This window comes from Glaciecola sp. HA4-3 (genome assembly GCF_055693685.1).
On the sequence record NZ_CM146340.1, the window covers coordinates 364,707 to 387,125 of the forward strand.

Sequence of the window (22,419 nt, forward strand, 5' to 3'; positions counted from 1 at the left end):
ATTTTTAATCATCAGCCTTTTTGCGCTATAGCAAATAAGAAACTTTATTGCGAATTTTTTTCCCTTTATTCGTAATATTACGCTAGCATTAGTATGGATAAGTGAATGATTATTAAGCTTTATCGGCTAAAATCGATTACACTTTATACTAAACCCTAGCAATAAAAGGGTACTGGAAGTTTGTTACATCTATTTTTCGGCTAAAATAAGCCTTAGCTGGAAGAGTTTGTGTGAGCACAAACAATAGCGTAGCAAGTTGGGTCAAAAATCAGTCGGCTGAGGAACCCATGGTTTACTCTTATAGTGAAAAAACGTATCCGTAAGGATTTTGGCAAGCGCCCTCAGGTATTGGAAATTCCATACCTTCTCTCAATACAACTGGATTCATTTAAAAAGTTCATCGATCAGGACCCAGAAGGTCAATACGGCCTAGAATCTGCATTCCGTTCGGTGTTCCCAATAAAGAGTTACTCTGGTAATTCTGAATTACAGTACGTTGCTTATCGCTTAGGCGAGCCAGTATTTGACGTTAAAGAATGTCAAATTCGAGGCGTCACCTATTCAGCACCTTTGCGCGTCAAATTAAGACTAGTCTTGTTTGATAAAGAGGCTGCTCCAGGTACTGTAAAAGACATCAAAGAGCAAGAAGTGTATATGGGTGAAATCCCATTAATGACTGACAATGGTACTTTTGTTATCAATGGTACTGAGCGAGTCATCGTTTCTCAATTACACCGCTCGCCGGGTGTTTTCTTTGATCACGACAAAGGTAAAACTCACTCATCTGGTAAAGTACTATATAACGCTCGCGTTATTCCTTACCGTGGTTCGTGGTTAGACTTTGAATTTGACCCTAAAGATAACTTATTTGTGCGTATTGACCGTCGTCGTAAACTTCCAGCGACTATCATTTTGCGTGCACTTGATATGAGTACTGAAGAGATACTTGATGTATTCTTCGATAAAGTTTCTGTTCGTATCAATGGCGATAACTACATGATGGATGTAGTTGCTGACCGATTACGTGGTGAGACTGCTCAGTTTGATATTTTAGACCAAAAAGGCGAAGTGCTTGTAGAAGCTGGACGTCGTATTTCAGCTAGACATACTCGCGCTCTTGCTAAAGCAAAGGTAAAAGAGCTTGTAGTACCAGCTGAATATCTCATTGGTAAAGTACTTGATAAAGCGTATATCGATGAAAGTACTGGCGAAGTCATTGCTGAAGCTAATCAAGAACTAACACTTGAATTACTGACCACGCTTAAAGAAGCAGGTATCAAAGAGTTCAATACATTGTATATAAACGAACTTGATCACGGTTCTTACATCTCAGATACCATCAATATTGACCCTTCGAATAATCGCTTGGAGTCGCTTGTTGAAATCTACAGAATGATGCGCTCTGGTGAGCCACCAACAAAAGACGCAGCTGAAAATCTGTTTGATAACTTATTCTTCTCTGAAGATAGATATGATTTATCTGCCGTTGGTCGTATGAAGTTCAACCGTCGCTTAGGTCGCAAAGAAAGCACCGGTGCAGGGACTCTTGGTAAAGAAGATATTATTTCTGTCATGCAGCAGCTTATTACTATCCGTGATGGTAAAGATGAAGTCGATGATATTGACCATTTAGGTAATCGTCGTATTCGTTCTGTTGGCGAAATGGCAGAAAACCAATTTAGAGTTGGCTTAGTACGTGTAGAACGTGCTGTTAAAGAGCGCTTATCATTGGGTGACCTTGATGCGATAATGCCTCAAGACCTAATAAACGCTAAACCTATCTCTGCGGCAGTAAAAGAGTTTTTCGGTTCAAGCCAATTATCGCAGTTTATGGACCAAAACAACCCGCTTTCTGAAGTGACGCATAAGCGTCGTATTTCTGCATTGGGTCCTGGCGGTTTGACACGTGAAAGAGCTGGATTTGAAGTTCGAGACGTACACCCAACTCACTATGGCCGTGTATGTCCAATCGAAACTCCTGAAGGACCAAACATTGGTCTTATCAATTCATTGTCTAGTTTCGCTAGAACAAATGATTTCGGATTTCTTGAAACACCATATCGTAAAGTTGAAAATGGCTTGGTAACAGATGAGATTGAATATTTGTCTGCTATCGAAGAAGGTCAATTTGCGATTGCACAGGCTAACGTTGCCCTAGATGGTACGAATAAGCTTGTTGACGATTTGATTGCATGTCGTCAACGTGGTGAGAACGTATTGGTGAAAAAAGAAGACATTAGCTATATGGATGTTTCTCCACAACAAATCGTTTCAATCGCTGCAAGTATTATCCCGTTTCTTGAACACGATGATGCTAACCGTGCATTAATGGGCTCAAACATGCAACGTCAAGCAGTTCCGACGCTGCGCGCTGACAAGCCTCTTGTTGGTACGGGGATGGAAAAAACTGTTGCTGTTGATTCAGGTGTAACCGTGGTAGCAAAACGCGGCGGAACGGTCGACTATGTCGATGCATCTCGTATCGTTATCAAGGTACATGAGTCAGAAATGACGCCTTGGTGAAGCTGGGATCGACATTTACAATTTAACAAAATACACGCGTTCGAATCAGAACACGTGTATCAATCAACGTCCAATTTGTAACGTGGGTGACCCAATTAAAATGGGTGACGTGCTGGCCGACGGCCCGTCAACTGATTTAGGTGAACTTGCACTAGGGCAAAACATGCGTATCGCATTTATGCCTTGGAATGGTTACAACTTCGAGGATTCGATTCTAATTTCTGAGCGAGTTGCTCAAGAAGATAGATTCACAACTATCCATATTCAAGAACTAAGCTGTATCGCGCGCGATACCAAATTAGGTCCTGAAGAGATCAGTGCAGATATTCCAAATGTTGGTGAATCAGCATTAGGTAAATTAGATGAATCTGGTGTGGTATATATTGGTGCAGAAGTTAAAGGCGGCGATATATTAGTAGGTAAGGTTACGCCAAAAGGTGAAACGCAACTTACACCAGAAGAAAAACTACTAAGAGCAATATTTGGCGAAAAAGCCTCTGATGTGAAAGATACGTCATTGCGTGTACCTAACTCTGTTACTGGTACAGTTATTGATGTACAAGTCTTTACCCGAGACGGTGTAGAAAAAGACAAACGCGCATTAGAGATTGAAGATCTGCAATTACGTGAAGTTAAAAAAGACTTAACGGATGAGTTTGATATTCTAGCTGACGGTATTTTCGCCAGAGCCCTATCATTACTTCAAAAGTCAGGCGTCGACCAAGCTAAGCTTGATAGCATGCCTCGCGAAAAATGGTTTGATATTGCACTTAAAGATGAAGACTCACAAAATGAGCTTGACCAGAATGCGGAGCAATTTGCAGCAATCAAAGCTGATTTTGATAAAAAGTTTGAAACTAAACGTCGTAAAATCACACAAGGTGATGACTTAGCCCCAGGTGTACTTAAAATAGTTAAAGTATACCTAGCTGTTAAGCGTAGTATTCAGCCGGGTGATAAAATGGCTGGTCGTCATGGTAACAAAGGTGTTATCTCGACTATCCAACCTGTTGAAGACATGCCTTATGATTCAGATGGCACACCGGTTGATATTGTACTCAACCCACTAGGTGTACCTTCACGTATGAACATCGGTCAAATCCTTGAGACTCATTTGGGTATGGCTGCACATGGTCTTGGTGTGAAAATCGACCGGATGGTTAAAGAACAGCAAGAAATAGCAAAATTACGTGATTTCTTAAAAGAAGTATATCAGTTAGGCGTGTCACATCAGGAAGTTAACTTAGATGACTTTAGTGATGACGAGATCAAACGTCTTGCTGATAATTTACGTAAAGGTGTACCTGTAGCAACACCAGTATTTGATGGTGCTACCGAGAGCGAAATCAAGAAAATGCTTGAGTTAGCTGATATCCCAGCATCAGGGCAAATAACCTTGTTTGATGGCCGTACTGGCCGTTCATTCGAGCGTCCTGTAACTGTGGGTTACATGTATATGTTGAAACTCAACCACTTAGTTGATGACAAAATGCATGCTCGTTCTACTGGTTCTTACAGCCTTGTTAAACAGCAACCTCTTGGTGGTAAAGCACAATTTGGTGGTCAGCGCTTCGGTGAGATGGAAGTATGGGCACTAGAGGCATACGGTGCTGCTTATACCTTGCAAGAGATGCTTACTGTTAAGTCAGATGATGTCAACGGTCGTACTAAAATGTACAAAAATATCGTTGATGGAGACCATAGAATGGAGCCTATGGCATGCCAGAGTCATTCAACGTATTGTTGAAAGAAATCCGTTCGTTAGGTATCAACATCGAACTAGAAGAGCAGTAAGCCTTAATAAGGCAAACCTACAGGTTGGCCTAACAGTGTTCTGTTAGGCCTGTGAATAAAGACTCCGTTGGGAGAGAAATGTGAAAGACTTATTAAAGTTTATTAAACAACAACACAAGACAGAAGAATTTGATAACATCAAAATCGGTCTTGCGTCACCAGACATGGTTAGATCATGGTCGTTTGGTGAAGTTAAAAAACCTGAAACGATCAACTACCGAACATTTAAACCAGAACGCGACGGTTTATTTTGTGCGCGTATTTTCGGTCCTGTAAAGGACTATGAATGTTTATGTGGTAAATATAAGCGCCTTAAGCACCGTGGTGTTATTTGTGAAAAATGTGGCGTTGAAGTTACATTAACAAAAGTACGTCGTGAACGTATGGGTCACATCGAACTTGCTAGTCCAGTTGCACATATTTGGTTCTTAAAATCATTACCATCAAGAATCGGTTTGATGCTTGATATGACGCTTCGTGATATTGAGCGTGTATTATACTTTGAATCATATGTAGTGACTGAACCTGGCATGACTGAGCTTGTGCGTGGTAGCCTACTAAACGAAGAAGAATACTTAGATTCATTAGAAGAACATGGTGACGAGTTTGAAGCAAAGATGGGTGCAGAAGCTGTATTCGAATTGCTAAAAGAGCTAGATGTTGATGCAGATGTTTCTACAATGCGTGAAGAATTACCAAGCGTAACGTCAGAAACTAAGCGTAAAAAGATTACTAAGCGTTTAAAACTATTAGAATCATTTCAACAGTCTGGCAACAAGCCAGAGTGGATGATCTTGACAGTGTTACCGGTACTGCCACCAGAGCTTCGTCCATTAGTACCACTAGATGGTGGTCGTTTTGCTACATCAGATTTGAATGATTTGTATCGCCGCGTCATCAACCGTAACAACCGTTTGAAGCGTCTATTAGATTTAGCTGCTCCAGACATTATTGTACGTAATGAAAAGCGTATGCTTCAAGAAGCAGTTGATGCCTTGCTTGACAACGGTCGTCGTGGTCGTGCCATCACAGGCTCAAACAAGCGCCCATTAAAGTCACTTGCTGATATGATCAAAGGTAAGCAGGGCCGTTTCCGCCAAAACTTACTTGGTAAGCGTGTTGACTATTCAGGTCGTTCTGTAATTACCGTTGGTCCTACATTGCGTTTACACCAGTGTGGTTTACCCAAGAAGATGGCACTTGAGTTATTTAAGCCATTTATTTATGGAAAATTAGAAGGCCGTGGTCTTGCAACTACAATAAAAGCGGCTAAGAAATTAGTAGAACGTGAAGCTCCGGAAGTATGGGACGTTCTTGACGAAGTCATTCGTGAGCATCCTGTCTTATTAAACCGTGCACCTACACTTCACAGACTTGGTATTCAAGCATTTGAACCTACTCTAATTGAAGGTAAAGCTATTCAATTGCACCCATTAGTATGTGCGGCTTATAATGCCGACTTCGATGGTGACCAAATGGCTGTTCACGTTCCTTTGACTATCGAAGCACAGCTTGAAGCTCGAGCTTTGATGATGTCAACGAACAACATTCTATCACCTGCAAACGGTGAACCTATTATCGTACCTTCACAGGACGTTGTATTGGGTCTTTATTACCTGACGCGTGACCGTGTTAATGGTAAAGGCGAAGGAATGGTGTTCACTAGCCCACACGAAGCTGAAAAAGCCTACCGCACTGAATCTGCTGAACTACATGCTCGCGTAAAAGTACGTATTACCGAGTACGATGTAGCTGAAGATGGTTCAAAGGTAGAGAAAGTGACCTTGACTGATACTACGGTTGGGCGCGCTATTTTCTCTTTGATGCTGCCTAAAGGCTTACCTTTTGAAATTATTAACAAGGCAATGAAGAAGAAAGAAATTTCTAACTTATTGAATGCTTGTTACCGTACGCTTGGTTTGAAAGACACCGTTATCGCGGCTGACCAAATCATGTATACAGGGTTCCATTATGCAATGATCGCAGGTGCTTCTGTTGGTATCGATGATATGGTTATCCCAGAGCGTAAAAAGCAGCTTATTGAAGACGCAGAAGCAGAAGTAATTGAAATCCAAGAGCAATTTAACTCTGGTCTAGTTACCGCTGGTGAGCGCTATAATAAAGTAATCGACATTTGGTCAACCGCAAATGACAAAGTCGCTAAAGCGATGATGGAAAATCTTGAAAAAGAGACTGTTATCAATCGTGATGGTAAGGAAGAAGAGCAAGCCTCATTTAACTCAGTTTATATGATGGCCGATTCTGGTGCTCGTGGTAGCCCGGCTCAGATTCGTCAGCTTGCTGGTATGCGTGGCTTGATGGCTAAACCAGATGGTTCGATTATCGAAACGCCAATTACCGCTAACTTCCGTGAAGGTTTGAACGTACAACAGTACTTTATTTCAACTCACGGTGCGCGTAAAGGTTTGGCAGATACGGCGCTTAAAACGGCCAACTCTGGTTACTTAACGCGACGCTTGGTAGATGTTGCACAAGATCTCGTTATCACTAATGATGATTGTGGCACTTTCGAAGGGGTAAAAATGACACCGCTTATTGAAGGTGGTGACGTTGTTGAGCCATTGCGTGAACGTGTACTAGGACGTGTTGTTGCTGAAGATGTAATTAAACCAGGCACTAAAAACGAAGTGCTTGTTGAGCGAAACGTACTACTTGATGAGCAATTGGTAGACATGCTTGAAGCAAATTCTGTCGACCAAGTAGTTGTGCGTTCAGTTATTACATGTGACAACGACCATGGTGTGTGTGCTAAGTGTTACGGTCGTGACCTAGCGCGTGGCCATATGGTTGGGTCTGGTGAATCTGTTGGAGTTATTGCAGCACAGTCGATCGGTGAACCTATGGCACACAGCTTACAATGCGTACTTTCCACATCGGTGGTGCGGCATCTAGAGCATCTGCTGAGAATAACGTACAAGTTAAAACCACTGGTACACTTAAGTTACATAACGCTAAATCAGTCCGTAATACAGATGGAAAACTAGTGATAGTTTCTCGTTCAACTGAATTGACTGTAATTGATGACCAAGGTCGTGAAAAAGAGCGTTATAAAGTACCGTATGGTTGTACATTATCAGTTGATGATGGCGCTGCTATAAATGCAGGCGATATCGTAGCTGGATGGGATCCGCACAGTCACCCAATAGTCACTGAGCGTCCATCTAAGATCACGTTTGCTGATATTGATGATACTAATACAGAAACTCAACAAGATGAGTTGACGGGTATTGCACGTGTTGTTGTGAAGGATCTTTCTAAAGCAAATGCGAAAGAACCAAAACTTATTCTTGAGAGTGAAAGTGGTGCATTGCAAGAAATTCGCTTACCAAGCTTTACTACGATCGAAGCAATCGATGGTAAAACAGCTAGTGAAGGTGATGTACTTGCACGTATTCCTCAAGAAAGTTCGAAAACACGTGATATTACTGGTGGTCTTCCTCGTGTTGCAGACTTATTTGAAGCGCGTAAACCGAAAGAGCCAGCTATATTAGCTGAAATCTCAGGTGTTATTGGTTTTGGTAAGGAAACGAAAGGTAAAAAACGTCTTACTATTACACCAAAAGCAGATAGTAAAGCGCAGCTTACTGTTAACTTGAACGCCAATGGTGCATACGAAGAGATGATTCCAAAATGGAGACAACTCAACGTATTTGAAGGAGAATCTGTAGAGAAGGGCGAAGTTGTTTCTGACGGACCTGAGTCTCCACATGATATTCTTCGCTTACGTGGTGTGAGCGCTGTTGCAAATTATATTGTTAACGAAGTACAAGAAGTTTACCGCCTACAAGGTGTTAAAATTAACGACAAGCATATCGAGGTAGTTATACGTCAGATGTTGCGTAAGTGTTTGATTCTTAACCCTGACGATACTACTTTCCTAGAAGGTGAACAGCTAGAAGTTTCACAAGTTAAAATTGCAAATCGCGAGTTAGAAAAAGCGGGTAAAATCCCGGCTACTTACGAAATTCAGTTACTTGGTATTACTAAAGCGTCACTATCTACCGAAAGCTTTATTTCAGCTGCATCTTTCCAAGAAACAACGCGAGTGCTTACTGAGGCCGCTGTTCAAGGAAAAGAAGACGATTTACGTGGTCTAAAAGAAAACGTAATTGTTGGACGCTTAATACCTGCTGGTACTGGTTTTGCTTATCACCAAAAACGCTCTGCAAGAAAAGCGGCTATGTTGGAAGAGCAAATTTCGGTCTCTGCTGAAGAAGCGCAGGCACAACTTGCTGAAGCACTAAACGCTGGCGAAGACGACGCTTAATTATTAGCAAAAGTCTTTACTAGATAAAACGGATTCTCATAGGGTAAAATACCTTATTAAGAATCCGTTTTTTTTTGCTAAAAAAAGTCTTGATTAAATACCCCTGAAGCCAATACCTGCTTGACATACATACAAATGATCTATACCATTTCGCGACCCAAATTAGCACTTCCTTGTCTAACACAAAGGTGTTTGTTTGGTTAAGAGCAAGAAAACTGTATGTATTACAATTACTTAAAGTTTTCATTTTCGCGCCCAAGTAAATTAATACTGGGTATTATAGTTTTAATCAGGAGCTAGTTAATGGCAACAGTTAACCAGTTAGTGCGTAAGCCTCGTAAAAAGCCGGTAGAGAAATCTAACGTAGCTGCTTTACAAGCTTGCCCACAACGTCGTGGAGTATGTACTCGTGTATATACCACCACTCCAAAGAAGCCAAACTCGGCCATGCGTAAAGTATGTCGTGTTCGCTTAACAAACGGTTTTGAAGTGTCTTCATACATTGGTGGTGAAGGTCACAACTTACAAGAGCACAGCGTGGTACTTATCCGCGGTGGTCGTGTAAAAGATTTACCAGGTGTTCGTTATCACACAGTTCGCGGTACGCTTGACTGTTCAGGTGTTAGCGATCGTAGACAAGCCCGTTCTAAATACGGCGCTAAAAGGCCTAAGTCTTAACGGTTCTCCGTTAGTAAGGCCAAACTATTAAATTAGAGTTTTGGGAAACCCCTGAATTCCACGGAGAATTAAGATGCCAAGAAGAAGAGTCGTAGGTCAACGTAAAATCCTACCAGATCCTAAGTTCGGATCAGAGTTGCTTGCAAAATTTATGAATGTCGTAATGCTCGACGGCAAGAAATCAACCGCTGAAAAAATCGTATACGGTGCCCTAGATATTGTTGCTGAAAAAACCGGCAAACCACACCTAGATGTATTTGAAGATGCACTTGAGAACATCCGTCCAACAGTTGAGGTTAAATCTCGTCGTGTTGGTGGTTCTACTTATCAGGTTCCAGTAGAAGTTCGCCCAGTTCGTCGTAATGCCTTAGGTATGCGTTGGATGGTTGAAGCGGCACGTAAGCGTGGCGAGAAATCAATGGCTCAGCGTTTAGCTGCTGAGATGGTTGATGCGCAAGACAACAAAGGTAGTGCGGTTAAGAAACGTGAAGACGTTCACCGTATGGCAGAAGCTAACAAAGCATTTGCTCATTATCGTTGGTAGTCTGACTTTACGTCATACACTTGTAACAGTCTGTCTGTAAAAGACAGGCTGTTTTGCGATTTAAGACTTGAGAATTAACCCAGTAAGTGACGATAGTTGTTGGCACGTACAATTGATTACCGACACTAACAGGATTAGTTTTTATATTAGAAATGATTCATTGAGGATAAAATGGCTCGTAAAACGCCAATTCAAAAGTATCGAAATATAGGCATTGTTGCGCATGTAGACGCGGGTAAAACCACTACTACTGAGCGTGTATTGTTCTATACAGGTATTTCGCACAAAATTGGCGAAGTACATGACGGTGCGGCTACGATGGATTGGATGGAACAAGAGCAAGAACGAGGTATTACGATTACTTCTGCTGCCACCACTTGTTTTTGGTCGGGCATGCAACAACAATTTGACCAACATCGTATCAATATAATTGATACACTAGGACACGTAGATTTTACTATCGAAGTTGAACGCTCTTTGCGAGTGCTAGACGGAGCTGTTGTTGTATTTTGTGGATCATCAGGTGTAGAACCACAATCTGAAACAGTGTGGCGCCAAGCTAATAAATACGAAGTACCTCGTATGGTTTTTGTTAATAAGATGGACCGAGCTGGTGCTGATTTTGAAAGAGTCGTTAATCAAATCAAAAAGCGCCTTGGTGCTAACTGTGTTCCAATTCAGCTAAACATCGGCAGCGAAGAAGAATTTCGTGGCGTAATTGATTTGATAAAAATGAAGTCAATCAATTGGAACGAGTCCGATAAAGGCGCGACATTTACCTACGAAGATATTCCAGGTGATCATCTAGAAAAAGCACAAGCGTTTCGCATGGATATGGTTGAAGCTGCTGCTGAAGCAAACGATGAGTTAATGGATAAATACCTTAATGGCGAAGAATTAAGCGAAGATGAAATAAAATCTGGTTTGCGCGCGCGCACCCTAAACAATGAAATTGTCTTAGCGACATGTGGGTCAGCGTTTAAAAATAAAGGCGTACAGGCAGTACTAGATGCAGTGATTGAATACTTGCCATCACCAACAGAAGTAAAAGCCATTACTGGCGTGTTAGATGATGGTAAAGAAACAGAAGCTCAACGTCACTCTGACGATAATGAACCTTTTGCTGGCCTAGCTTTTAAGATTGCTACTGATCCTTTTGTTGGCACGCTTACATTCTTTAGGGTTTATTCTGGCGTTGTTAAAACGGGCGATGCTGTTTATAACCCAATCAAAGGAAAAAAAGAACGCATTGGCAGACTTGTTCAAATGCATGCAAATGACCGTGCCGAGTTGAAAGAAGTCTATGCAGGCGATATTGCCGCTGCAATAGGGCTAAAAGACGTTACCACAGGGGAAACCTTGTGTGATCCAAATAGTGTTATCACCTTAGAAAAAATGGATTTCCCAGATCCGGTGATTTCGATAGCAGTTGAACCAAAGTCAACCGCTGACCAAGAAAAAATGGGTATTGCGTTAAGTAAACTAGCAGCAGAAGATCCCTCGTTTAAGGTGCACACCGATATTGAAACGGGGCAAACAATTATTTCTGGTATGGGTGAGCTACATTTAGATATCATTGTCGATAGAATGAAACGAGAATTTAATGTTTCTTGTAATGTGGGTAACCCACAAGTATCTTATCGCGAAACTATTCGTAATAAAGTAGAAGCAGAAGGCAAATTTGTTCGCCAGTCAGGTGGTAAAGGGCAGTTTGGACATGTTTATTTACGAATGGAACCACAAGAAGAAGGTGCAGGCTTTAGCTTTGTAAATGAGATTGTGGGTGGTTCAGTACCAAAAGAATTTATTCCGGCTGTGGAAAAAGGCTGTGAAGAACAAATGCAAAACGGTGTTTTAGCTGGATATCCGATGTTGGATATCAAGGTCACGTTGTATGATGGATCTTTCCATGATGTTGACTCTTCTGAAATGGCGTTTAAAATTGCAGCGTCGATGGGTTTTAAGCAGGGGGCGCAAGATGCGAATCCAGTCCTTCTAGAGCCTATGATGCAAGTAGAAGTAACCACTCCAGAAGATTGGATGGGTGATGTTGTCGGCGACTTAAATCGTCGTCGAGGACTTATCGAAGGAATGGAAGAAGGTGTCGCAGGCATTAAGATAGTGCGTGCTAAAGTGCCTCTTGCAGAAATGTTTGGATATGCCACTGCTTTGCGTTCAGCGACACAAGGCAGAGCGTCATATTCGATGGAGTTTTTTAATTATGCGGAAGCGGCGAATAACGTAGCACAAGCTATCATCGCAAAACGCATGTAAATTTTTGATTCGGTCCGGTCTAATGTTGGAACGGGCGTTAAACTTAGGAAATAAAGGCAATGGCAAAAGAAAAGTTTGAACGTACGAAACCGCACGTAAACGTTGGTACTATTGGCCACGTTGACCACGGTAAAACGACGCTAACAGCAGCAATCACTACAGTACTAGCAAAGACTTACGGTGGAGCCGCTCAAGCATTTGACCAAATTGATAACGCACCAGAAGAGCGCGAGCGTGGTATCACGATTGCAACTTCACACGTAGAGTATGACACGCCAGAGCGTCACTATGCTCACGTAGATTGTCCTGGGCACGCTGATTATGTAAAAAACATGATCACAGGTGCGGCGCAAATGGACGGCGGTATCTTAGTAGTAGCAGCGACAGATGGTCCTATGCCACAGACTCGTGAGCACATCTTGTTGGGTCGCCAAGTTGGTATTCCATACATGATTGTTTTCATGAACAAATGTGACATGGTTGACGACGAAGAGCTACTAGAGCTAGTAGAAATGGAAGTTCGTGAGCTACTAACAGAATATGAATTCCCAGGTGATGACTTGCCAGTTATCCAAGGCTCAGCATTAAAAGCACTAGAAGGCGATGCAGAGTGGGAAAAGAAAATTGTAGAGCTAGGCGAAGCGTTAGACTCATACATCCCGACACCAGAGCGTGACATCGATAAGCCGTTTATCCTACCAATTGAAGATGTATTCTCAATATCAGGTCGTGGAACGGTAGTAACAGGTCGTGTTGAGCAAGGTATCGTAAAAGTAGGTGAAGAAGTCGAAATCGTTGGTATCAAAGAAACAACGAAGACAACGTGTACGGGCGTAGAGATGTTCCGTAAGCTTCTAGACGAAGGTCGTGCTGGTGAGAACGTTGGTGTTTTACTACGTGGTACTAAGCGTGAAGATGTAGAGCGTGGTCAAGTATTGGCTAAGCCTGGTTCAATCAACCCACACACTAAGTTCGAAGCAGAAGTATACGTACTAAGCAAAGACGAAGGTGGTCGCCACACTCCTTTCTTTAAAGGATATCGTCCACAGTTTTACTTCCGTACAACAGACGTAACAGGTGCAGTAGAGTTACCAGAAGGCGTAGAGATGGTAATGCCTTGGTGACAACCTTAAGTTTGTAGTAGAGCTAATTGCTCCAATCGCGATGGACGAAGGTTTACGCTTCGCAATCCGTGAAGGTGGTCGTACAGTTGGTGCGGGCGTTGTAGCAAAAATCTTAGACTAAGATTAACGCACACCCAATCAAAAAAGCCGCTCAATTGAGCGGCTTTTTTGATGCTAATACACATATCTTTGCTAACACTCCCACTTAAGTCTAGTCTACAAAGCGTTTTTTCTAGCGTATATTTTTACAATATATTAACGATTGTAGTGTGATTTGATTATGCACTTGTGCTTTTAAACAATGTCTTTGTGGAGTAGAACATGAAAATGATGATTACCATATTTATGCTAGTAAACATATCTTGCGCTATAGCGGTTGAGGATTTTTCGGGTGGCCCTCTAAGTTCATATGCAAAAGAAAATGGCGTTAATCAATGCTATGAAGATATTTATGCCTTAGATAAGTATGTGAATGAAGGAGTGAACGAAAGCGGTGCATATACATCTACCGCGAAAGAGTCAGCGGATGAAAGGCTATATACAGGTTTAAATGTTAAAAAATATGATGACAATACATGGGGATATGCTGCCATTAATGTTGTGCCTAATTCCAAAGGAAGCTGCGATGGATCACTCATGCGCGTATTGACTTACCCTAATAAGACCTGTCATATCGTAAGAGAAACAATATTTAGTGAATATAAGTATGCTGGGGAGATCGCTGGCAAGTCACTATATAAGCTTGGCGCAAGCAAGACTCTATTAGAAGATCTTACAGGAAGTTGTGTTGCGATTCGTTTTGAAACCTTATATCCCATCTCCAGTAAATAGTTAAAGATAAAGATTGCGCATAGTTGCATGATCCGCTAATTATGTTTATGCTCGCCCTCTTATTTTTTCAAGGCTATTTGATATGCTGTTAAATGATGTATTAAGGCGTTTACGTTTTGCTTTAAGCTTGGACAATCAAGCAACGATAAAAGTATTTAAATATGCCGAATATGATATTGAAGAAGCTTATTTAACCAGCATGATGCTTCGCGAGGAAGAAACAGGCTTTTTGCCTTGTAGAGATAAGATACTGAGCGTCTTCTTAGATGGTTTAATTATTAAAAATCGCGGTAAAAAAGAAGGGCAAGCTCCGGTCGTGCTTACATCGGGTCAGCGTTTGACAAATAACGACATTCTGCGAAAAATCAAAATAGCGATGAACTATCAACAAGACGATATGATGAAAATTTTACGTGCTGCTGGGTTTGTGGTGGGTAAAAGTGAACTGAGTGCCTTGTTTAGAAAGGCATCTCATAGAAGCTATAGAGAATGCGGAGATCAGTTGCTAAGAAACTTTTTGCAAGGCATGGTAAAAACTCATAGGCCCGATATAAATCATAAAAACTAAGCTTTGTTACAAAGTGCGTAAACGTCTTGTTGTGCTATCACTCTTGCCAGTCTTCAAAATACTTAACTAAGAAATCAATAGCAAGTCTTGCTCGAGCAGGCAAGAATTGCCGATTTTGATAAATTATCCAGCTATTGATTCCTGAATACCAATATGGCTTCAATATAGGGACCAGTTTTCCTGCTGCAATATGCTTTGTAAAGTTAGTCTTGGGTAAATAAGCAAGCCCTAAACCTGCGATACAAGCATCGACCAGTACATTTGCATTATTGCTTTGAAATTTTGGATGTACTCGTATGGGAACGAGTTTGTTATCTTCTTGAAAATTCCATATATCATTATTGACGACGCAGTCGTGATTTCTAAGTTGATCAAAATGGCTTACGTTGCCACGGCGAGCAATGTAATCTGGACTTGCGGCAGCCATGAGTGAGCGTTTTACCAATTTACGCGCAACTAGATTTGAATCTTTTAATTTTCCAACCCTGACAGCAAAGTCAAAACCCTCATCAACAAAGTTGATAAGTTTACTATCGTAATTAATTTGTACACTAAGTTGTGGATGGTCTTTTACAAAGCCAATAAGCGCCTTTGAAAGATGTGTCTCAGCAAATGTGCCTGCAGCACTCACGCGTAAAACACCGCTTAATTGAAATTGTTCTTTTCCAACGGTTTCATTTGCGTCCACCATACCGTCGACGAGTTCACGACACTTTGTGTAATATTCTTGTCCAAGCTCAGTAAGTTTGATGGAACGGGTGCTTCTAGCCACCAATGCTGCGCCTAAGCGTTTTTCTAAACGGCTAATTTGCCTACTTACATGACTCGTGCTGCATCCTAACAATTTAGCTGCGCTAGAAAAGCCTTTTTGTTCTGCAACACTGACAAATTCAATTATACCTTCAAACCCTTGAAGCTTATTCATAGTGTGTTTCCTACATATTAATTGCAATTTTTGCCGCTACCATATTATCAACATCTTTGTTGCTATATAGCAATAATGATTTTACGAAGTGGCAGATTATCATTCATTCAGAGATGATATAACATGCTCACATAAAGTAATCCATTTATTGAACATGAAAAGGAAATAGATCATGAAAGTACTCGTTTTAGTTACAAACCACGCCACCCTTGGAGAAACCAATGAAGCAAACGGTACGTATTCGCCCGAATTGACGCATGTGGTTAATGTCCTACAGGCGTCACAACTTGAATATGATATTGCTTCAATAAAAGGGGGAAACGCGCCTTTGTATGGGACTGATATAGAAAATGACCCAATCAACGCGAGCGTACTTGCAGATACAGTATTTCAGAGCCGTATTAGCAATACCCTTGCAATATCGCAATTAAATTCAGGCGATTACCAAGCTGTATTTTATCCTGGCGGTTTTGGCTTACTTTCAGATCTTGCTATTGATTCTCAAGCGGCAAAAATTTCAGCTGAAATATATGAAAAAGGCGGCATTATTTCTGCTGTCTGCCATGGTCCAGCAGGTTTGTTGCCCATCATACTGTCTAATGGTGATGACTTACTGGCAAATAAATCAGTGACTGGTTTTACACGAGAAGAAGAAATTGATTTTGGCACAATAAAAAATATTCCCTTTTTATTGGAGGAAAGCTTAACACGTAAAGCCAAGCAATTTTCTAAAGTGCAACCATGGCAAGAGTTTGTAATTGTCGATGGTCAAGTGATCACGGGGCAAAATCCATCCAGTGCACATGCGGTTGGCAAAGCTCTAGTAGAAAAGCTAAGCGCCTAACAAAAAAGTCTAGTAGATAAGGGGCGAATGCCCCTTATAAGCATTGAACTTAACTAGACACCACTAAGACAAGTGCTTTTGAAAGAAACTCAAGGTGCGTTCCCAAGAAAGATCAGCATCATTTGGACTATAGCGACTTGTCGAATCATTATGAAAACCGTGTTGAGCACCCTCATAAAAGTGGGCAAGATACTGTGCATTGTTCTTTTTAAGAATAGCTTCGTACGCTTCCCATGTTGCGTTAACTCTAGCGTCGTTTTCAGCAAAATGGATCATTAAAGGGCCAGTTACTTTAGTTTGAAGCTCTTCTCTTGCCGGCGTGCCATAGTATGGTACTGCGGCATCTATTTGTTCTGGCATCGTTGCGGCTAACAAATTACTGATATAACCACCAAAACAATAACCAACAACTCCTAGTTTGCCTGAGCCGCTTTTATGGTCTTTTAGCCATGCTGCAGCAGCCATAAAGTCTTGTTCAATTTTCACGCGGTCAAGTTTACGTTGCATTGTGCGTCCTTCGTCATCATTGCCCGGATAACCACCTAGCGGAAACAAAGCATCAGGTGCAAAAGCGATAAAGCCAGCTTTGGCAAGCCGTCTTGCAACATCTTTGATGTATGGATTAAGGCCTCTATTTTCATGCACAACTAATACAGTTGCTGCTTTGTCATGAAGATTACGTGGAACGACCAAATATCCTTGGCCTTTTTGGTGTCCTTTAGGTGAATCAAACTCTTCATAAGTTGCTTTGATATCGGGATCATTAAAGCTGACTTGTTCTGCTTTAGCATAGTCAGGAATAAGCGCGCTAGATATGAGACCAAGAGAAATACCTGTAACCGATAGTGTGCCTAGTCTAGATAAGAAAGTACGGCGATTGATATCACCGTGGGCATATTCATCATACCAATCAAATGCTTGTTGAGGAATTTCATTAGCATTGACACTTGTGGGTCGTTTTTTATCTGTCATAGCGTTTGGCCTTGTAATTATTGTTAGTAAACATATTTAAGTTTTGTTAGTAAAATTACTGACTACTATGATTAGTATAGAACATCTTCACTTTGACGCATGGGCCTTAGGTCAATATCATCATTTGAGTTGTGAATTGCTCCATGGTTTTAGTAGCTTTGAAATAAAACTTTCGCTAAATGAAAAGTTAGGGCAAGTATAGATATCACCATAATCATTAAGCTCCTCTAAATCATCTGTGGCAGCGTTATTTCCTAGGGATCTTGCCTTCATTAAAAAGGGTTTAGCCTCACTAACCTTATCATTGCAGGCTAAAAATACTCCTATTGTCCTTAACGCTTTTGGGTTTTCGCGTTCTATTGCTTTGGCCATATAATCTTCATAGACAGTGCTATTTTTGCGATTAAGTAATGCCAGCTCATAAACGGCGGTATCATCGGCGTAAGTTTCATCCAAGTATTTTAAGACTCTTATGCGTTTTTCGTTCATTGGTGTGATTTTAATGCGGGGACTAATAATATCAGGGTGCCCACTATCAAAGGTGAAATAACCCACTTTCAAGTCATGTAAATAACGATGAAGCTTTTCAAGGCTATGTAAACTCAGGTTATCGAATGCTGAATCTATTCGACTTTGCCAATTATCTTGATGTGGGATGTTCTTAAAGGCATTAACATAGGGTTGTATCGCTAGACCATTTGTTTTTCTCAAGTGAGCGGCATATTTACTAGCATTTTTATGCTCGTTTTTGCTCGGTAGTGAAAAAGGACTCAGGGTTCTTTCAATGTATTGTGCCATAGCAAGCTCATAACCTTGTTCTGCAGATTTGCCAAGCCATTGCAAGGTACTCTGTCTTACTTGCGAATGGCTGTCATCTCGATCTTGAGGCGACACTAGCGTGAATTGACTAAGGCCCATTAAATATTGAGCAATCATATCACCTGAATTAGCGTAATCTTGCAAAAGCAAGCCCGCCTCAGATAAAGCGCCAACCGAACCAAGGTGTGAAAAGTATTGGCGGTTCACAATCGCTTCGGTCCAAGAACGTCCGTATGTGTCAGTACACGTTAATAAAACATCGTCATAACGCTTTTGTTTAATTGTTTGATAACATTTTTCACCAACAGAAGAGGCCGCAGATATTTGTGGTACACCAATAGTGCATAACATAAAAGTTGCTATTAAATAGATAATATTTATTTTCGCGCCATTTTTAGTTCGTCCCATTTCTTTGATTATCCTTGTCTTTATTCTAAAACGGTAAATCGCGTGTGCTTGTGATTTAAATTGGAATACGCTATGTGTTAACTTGTCTAATTTACCTTATATTATAAAGAAAATTAAGCGTATTTGAGTTGGATAAGAGCTTGTGTAAATGCTATGTGATGACTATGCTTAGTCATCGTTTAAAACTACCAAGGCATGATAATGTTCAATAAACCTATCGTCACTACTAAGATATTTCTCGCATCTTTTTTGTTATCAACAGCAGCTATATTTGGAACATCGGCTTATGCTCAGCAGGACTTACCAGAAATTAAAGCGACAGATTTGGGGAATGGTGTTTATGCACTAGAAGGCTCTGGAGGCCATGTTGGCGTCTCAATTGGTGATGACGGTGTATTTGTCATTGATTCACAATTTTCTCGCATCGCTGATAAGTTGATTGAAAAAATTAATGAGCTGAGCGACCAAGAAATTAAAGTGCTTCTTAATACTCATTGGCATGGTGATCATGTTGGTGGAAACGTTCAATTTGCGCAAGCCGGTGCAGTTATTATGGCGCATGAAAACGTATTGCCTCGTGTTAGCTCTGTGACACCTAGGCCCACTCTTCCAGCACCTGAGGCTAAGCCAATTCCAGAAAAAGGGCGCCCAACTATACTCTTAGGTGATGAAGGGGCGAAAATGGCAATGAATGGTCAGGATATCATTATCGTGCATGAACCTGATGCTCATACAGATGGGGATCTGTGGGTGCATTTTAAGCAAGCTGACGTTATTCATACGGGAGATTTACAATTTCATGGCGTATTTCCGTTCATTGATGTAGATACCGGCGGTACTATTGATGGCTACATTCGTGCACAAGAAAATATGATTGCCGCATCTGGGCCAGATACAGTCATTATTTCAGGCCATGTCACCCCAGGGGGCTTACCAATTGGCAACAAAGCCCGCCTAGAAGAAGATGTCGAGGTATTAAAACAAGTACGCGATATTATGGTTAAAGTGGTCAAATCAGGTATGACACTAGAGCAAGCGCAAGAAGCAAGGCCTCTGCAAGAACTTGCGAAAACCCATGGTAATTGGTTTATTACCGAAGAACGCATGGTAAGGCTAGTCTATACAGATCTTAGCCGCCGTCTCAATTAACGCGCGACTTTGTGATTAGCCGCTATAGTTTGAAGAACAAAATACAAACTTACCGTTGTTCAAAGTATAGTGGCGCTATCTAGACTATTCCTCTTGTTAATACAAAAATGAGGCCGAGTATTTGAAAGCATAGCGCAATGTTTACTAATACATCGTTATCAACTTTAGTTAGTTGAACTTGCTCTAGATAACCCTGTTGGACTAGAAATTTGTCGTCAATTTGTTCAATTATTTGGTCTTTATAGGCGGCAAAGCTAGCTTCAAGAAATTCGTAATCAAGCTGGTTTTGCATGGGGGTACCAAGTAAATCTAGTGTATCACTTACAAAGTCTTTGGTTTGCTCATGCTGTGGGGCACTAATGAGTAATAGTATGGCAGTATCTTTTCTTCGTTCTAAAGAGCGACTATTTTCCCAAATTTCTTCAATTTGAATAGATACATTTGAAGCATCACGCTCCCAGTCACCAATACGCTCATTGTTTTTGGCTATAAAGTAATTGGAAATAATTGCGGAACTAATAGTGAGCAATACACCTAAAAAAACAAACGCCCACTTTGATACAAATTTTTTGAGTGTTTTCTTCTTGCTCATTAGATTATGTCCTATTAATCGATTTGTGTAGCAATAGAAAGGCAAGAGCCTAGTATTATTTCATGGCAATTTGATTTATTAGCTAGCGGCTCAAATAATCTTTAATGACTTCTTTATAATTGCGACTGACTTTAATTTTATCAAACTCACCTAATTGTAGAAAAAACTCTCCCTTAGTATGGGGAAGTACTTTTTGGATGCAATTTAGATTAACAATCGTTGAACGATGCACTCGTTTGAACATCGTTTCGTCAAGCTCCATCAGTAGCTCTTTAAGCGTACTGCGTTTAATTAGTGTCTCGCCTTTGGCGTGGATACACACATAGTCTCCAGCAGCATCAATCCAATCAATATCTTTTTGCTCAATAATATGAATTTCGTCTCTATCTTTTACGACTATTTTGTTGGGTTGAATATGCGACTCATTACTTTGTTGAGTTTGGTTTGCGTATTTGATTGAGTTAATAGCATCAATTGCATCTAGCAATGATGATTTTTGTTGAAAGGATTCAAACTCTTTACTAATTAGTCGTTGTCTAGCTCTTTCAACGGCGCGGGCTACACGCTCATCATCAAGTGGCTTAAGAACATAATCTACTGCATTTGCATCAAATGCATCTAATGCATACTCCTCATAAGCGGTCGCAAACACAATCAGAGGCATATTATCGCTTTGTAGTTTTTTGGTAACGTCTAGACCATTTATGCTAAGGCATTTGTATATCCAAAAAAACAAGGTCAGGGGCTCGTTCTTGAATAACATTTAATGCTTCTCTGCCATTTACGCATTCGCCGATAACTGATATGTCAGATATTTTGCTAAGTTTGGCTTTTAGTAGCTGAAGTGCTAAAGGTTCATCATCTACAATGACAGTCCTAATTGGTTTTACCATACAAGTATTGGCCTTAATATTCACATGGAATGGAAATAGTTGTGCTTAATCCACTTTTTTTCTTATCAAGTACGATTCGATAATTGTCATTATATAAAGCGTGCAAGCGTTGCTTAATGTTACTCATACCAATGCCTTTTTCAGATGCTTGTATAATTAATGGGTCGATTTCTTGATCGTTACCGGTGTCAGTTAATTGCAATTGCAACATGTCTCTAATAACTTTAGCATGGATTGCAATTGTCCCGCCATCTTCATTTTTGGCAACGGCATGTTTCATTGAATTTTCGATAATCGGTTGTAGTAATAAGCTAGGTACTTTTGCTTCGCGTGCGCTTTTATCAATATCAATATCTATTTTTAGGCGATCGCCAAAGCGTGTTTTCTCAATTTCTAGATATAGACTTAATGCATCAATCTCGTCTTGCAATGGGATAATAGAGTCAGGATCATTATCAAGTGAGTAGCGCAAAAATTCACTAAGTTGCACAGACATGATTTGTGCTTTTTTCGATTCGCCTATTTCTATAAGCGAATTTATTGCATTAAGTGTGTTACACAGAAAGTGCGGGTTTAATTGGTATCTAAGCATTTTAAGCTTTGCGTCTCGGGCTTCGCTTTGCGCTTTGATACGTTTGAAATGCTCTTCTCTAGAGGTCGCTTCTGCTTGTAGTGCAATTTTGTGCTCGCCTTGCAACAATTCATAGTAACGAATACCGTGAAACAAACCCGTAAAACACAAAAACACAAAAATACCACTGAAGTACCAACCGCCAAATTCGTCCCAGACATCATTGAAACCTGTTAACAATACAAATACTTGCATATGTAAGATAGTCCATATAAATGCGGTGGTAAATACCAACATTAGACCCGTTGCGACTCGTACAAATAAAGAAAAATGGCTAATAAAATTAAATGCTTTGTGCAGTAAAAGCGTACAGCACAAGCCAAATATAGCTTGCATGCATACATGCCCGATATATGACAAGGTGACTTCGCTATACCATAAAATTAAGGTAAAAAAGCCCACGACACACATGAAAAACCAAAATCCAACTTGCCAAAACCAAAAGCGATAGCGTGGGTTTTTCTCTATCACGTTTTGAATATTCATGATCAATGCTTCTGACATTACCTTATTACCTTATTATGAGCGGGTTTTGGCCTCAATAAAGCATTAATTGCTTCAG

General features: G+C 40.7%; 12 protein-coding genes and 4 pseudogenes. 10 read left to right on the forward strand and 6 right to left on the reverse strand.

The window, feature by feature from the left end; genetic code table 11:
* Positions 1–287 precede the first annotated feature (287 nt).
* The 8 genes and pseudogenes from rpoB to ACZ1G6_RS01805 all read left to right on the forward strand — a co-directional run bounded on the left by rpoB (position 288) and on the right by ACZ1G6_RS01805 (position 14,624).
* Positions 288–4,317: pseudogene (gene rpoB / locus ACZ1G6_RS01770) on the forward strand (DNA-directed RNA polymerase subunit beta).
* Between the two features lie 80 nt (positions 4,318–4,397).
* A pseudogene (gene rpoC, locus ACZ1G6_RS01775) lies at positions 4,398–8,605 on the forward strand (DNA-directed RNA polymerase subunit beta').
* Positions 8,606–8,908: 303 nt separating this feature from the next.
* A complete protein-coding gene (rpsL, locus tag ACZ1G6_RS01780) occupies positions 8,909–9,283 on the forward strand; it encodes a 30S ribosomal protein S12 (protein WP_472617801.1) in 375 nt (124 codons plus the stop codon).
* A 73-nt stretch (positions 9,284–9,356) separates the two neighbouring features.
* Complete coding sequence (gene rpsG, locus ACZ1G6_RS01785; protein ID WP_472617802.1) at positions 9,357–9,827, forward strand: 30S ribosomal protein S7; 471 nt, start codon at positions 9,357–9,359, stop codon at positions 9,825–9,827.
* A 171-nt stretch (positions 9,828–9,998) separates the two neighbouring features.
* Positions 9,999–12,101 carry an elongation factor G gene (fusA, locus tag ACZ1G6_RS01790; protein WP_472617803.1) on the forward strand — a complete coding sequence of 701 codons (2,103 nt, stop codon included), beginning with the start codon at positions 9,999–10,001 and terminating at the stop codon, positions 12,099–12,101.
* Between the two features lie 59 nt (positions 12,102–12,160).
* Positions 12,161–13,346, forward strand: a pseudogene (gene tuf, locus ACZ1G6_RS01795) (elongation factor Tu).
* 200 nt (positions 13,347–13,546) lie between these two features.
* Entirely contained in the window at positions 13,547–14,056 is a 510-nt protein-coding gene (locus ACZ1G6_RS01800) for a hypothetical protein (RefSeq protein WP_472617804.1), read from the forward strand.
* Between the two features lie 82 nt (positions 14,057–14,138).
* Positions 14,139–14,624 carry a YehS family protein gene (locus ACZ1G6_RS01805; protein WP_472617805.1) on the forward strand — a complete coding sequence of 162 codons (486 nt, stop codon included), beginning with the start codon at positions 14,139–14,141 and terminating at the stop codon, positions 14,622–14,624.
* A gap of 37 nt (positions 14,625–14,661) precedes the next feature.
* Here ACZ1G6_RS01805 and ACZ1G6_RS01810 read toward each other — a convergent pair whose 3' ends face one another.
* Positions 14,662–15,549 carry a LysR family transcriptional regulator gene (locus ACZ1G6_RS01810; protein ID WP_472617806.1) on the reverse strand — a complete coding sequence of 296 codons (888 nt, stop codon included), beginning with the start codon at positions 15,547–15,549 and terminating at the stop codon, positions 14,662–14,664.
* Between the two features lie 169 nt (positions 15,550–15,718).
* Between ACZ1G6_RS01810 and ACZ1G6_RS01815 the strand changes: the two genes are divergently transcribed.
* Complete coding sequence (locus tag ACZ1G6_RS01815) at positions 15,719–16,393, forward strand: type 1 glutamine amidotransferase domain-containing protein (protein ID WP_472619027.1); 675 nt, start codon at positions 15,719–15,721, stop codon at positions 16,391–16,393.
* Between the two features lie 63 nt (positions 16,394–16,456).
* Here the strand turns inward: ACZ1G6_RS01815 and ACZ1G6_RS01820 are convergent, their stop codons facing one another.
* Positions 16,457–17,365 (reverse strand): dienelactone hydrolase family protein, encoded by a 909-nt coding sequence (locus tag ACZ1G6_RS01820; protein ID WP_472617807.1) that lies wholly within the window; start codon positions 17,363–17,365, stop codon positions 16,457–16,459.
* A 120-nt stretch (positions 17,366–17,485) separates the two neighbouring features.
* Complete coding sequence (locus ACZ1G6_RS01825) at positions 17,486–18,592, reverse strand: hypothetical protein (protein WP_472617808.1); 1,107 nt, start codon at positions 18,590–18,592, stop codon at positions 17,486–17,488.
* Positions 18,593–18,793: 201 nt separating this feature from the next.
* On the opposite strand from ACZ1G6_RS01825, the gene ACZ1G6_RS01830 reads away from it, so the two are divergent.
* Positions 18,794–19,741, forward strand: coding sequence for an MBL fold metallo-hydrolase (locus tag ACZ1G6_RS01830; protein WP_472617809.1), 948 nt, complete (start codon positions 18,794–18,796; stop codon positions 19,739–19,741).
* 79 nt (positions 19,742–19,820) lie between these two features.
* Here the strand turns inward: ACZ1G6_RS01830 and ACZ1G6_RS01835 are convergent, their stop codons facing one another.
* The 3 genes and pseudogenes from ACZ1G6_RS01835 to ACZ1G6_RS01845 all read right to left on the reverse strand — a co-directional run bounded on the left by ACZ1G6_RS01835 (position 19,821) and on the right by ACZ1G6_RS01845 (position 22,361).
* Entirely contained in the window at positions 19,821–20,333 is a 513-nt protein-coding gene (locus ACZ1G6_RS01835) for a hypothetical protein (RefSeq protein ID WP_472617810.1), read from the reverse strand.
* Between the two features lie 82 nt (positions 20,334–20,415).
* A pseudogene (locus ACZ1G6_RS01840) lies at positions 20,416–21,226 on the reverse strand (LytR/AlgR family response regulator transcription factor).
* A gap of 13 nt (positions 21,227–21,239) precedes the next feature.
* Complete coding sequence (locus ACZ1G6_RS01845) at positions 21,240–22,361, reverse strand: sensor histidine kinase (RefSeq protein ID WP_472617811.1); 1,122 nt, start codon at positions 22,359–22,361, stop codon at positions 21,240–21,242.
* Positions 22,362–22,419: the final 58 nt, after the last annotated feature.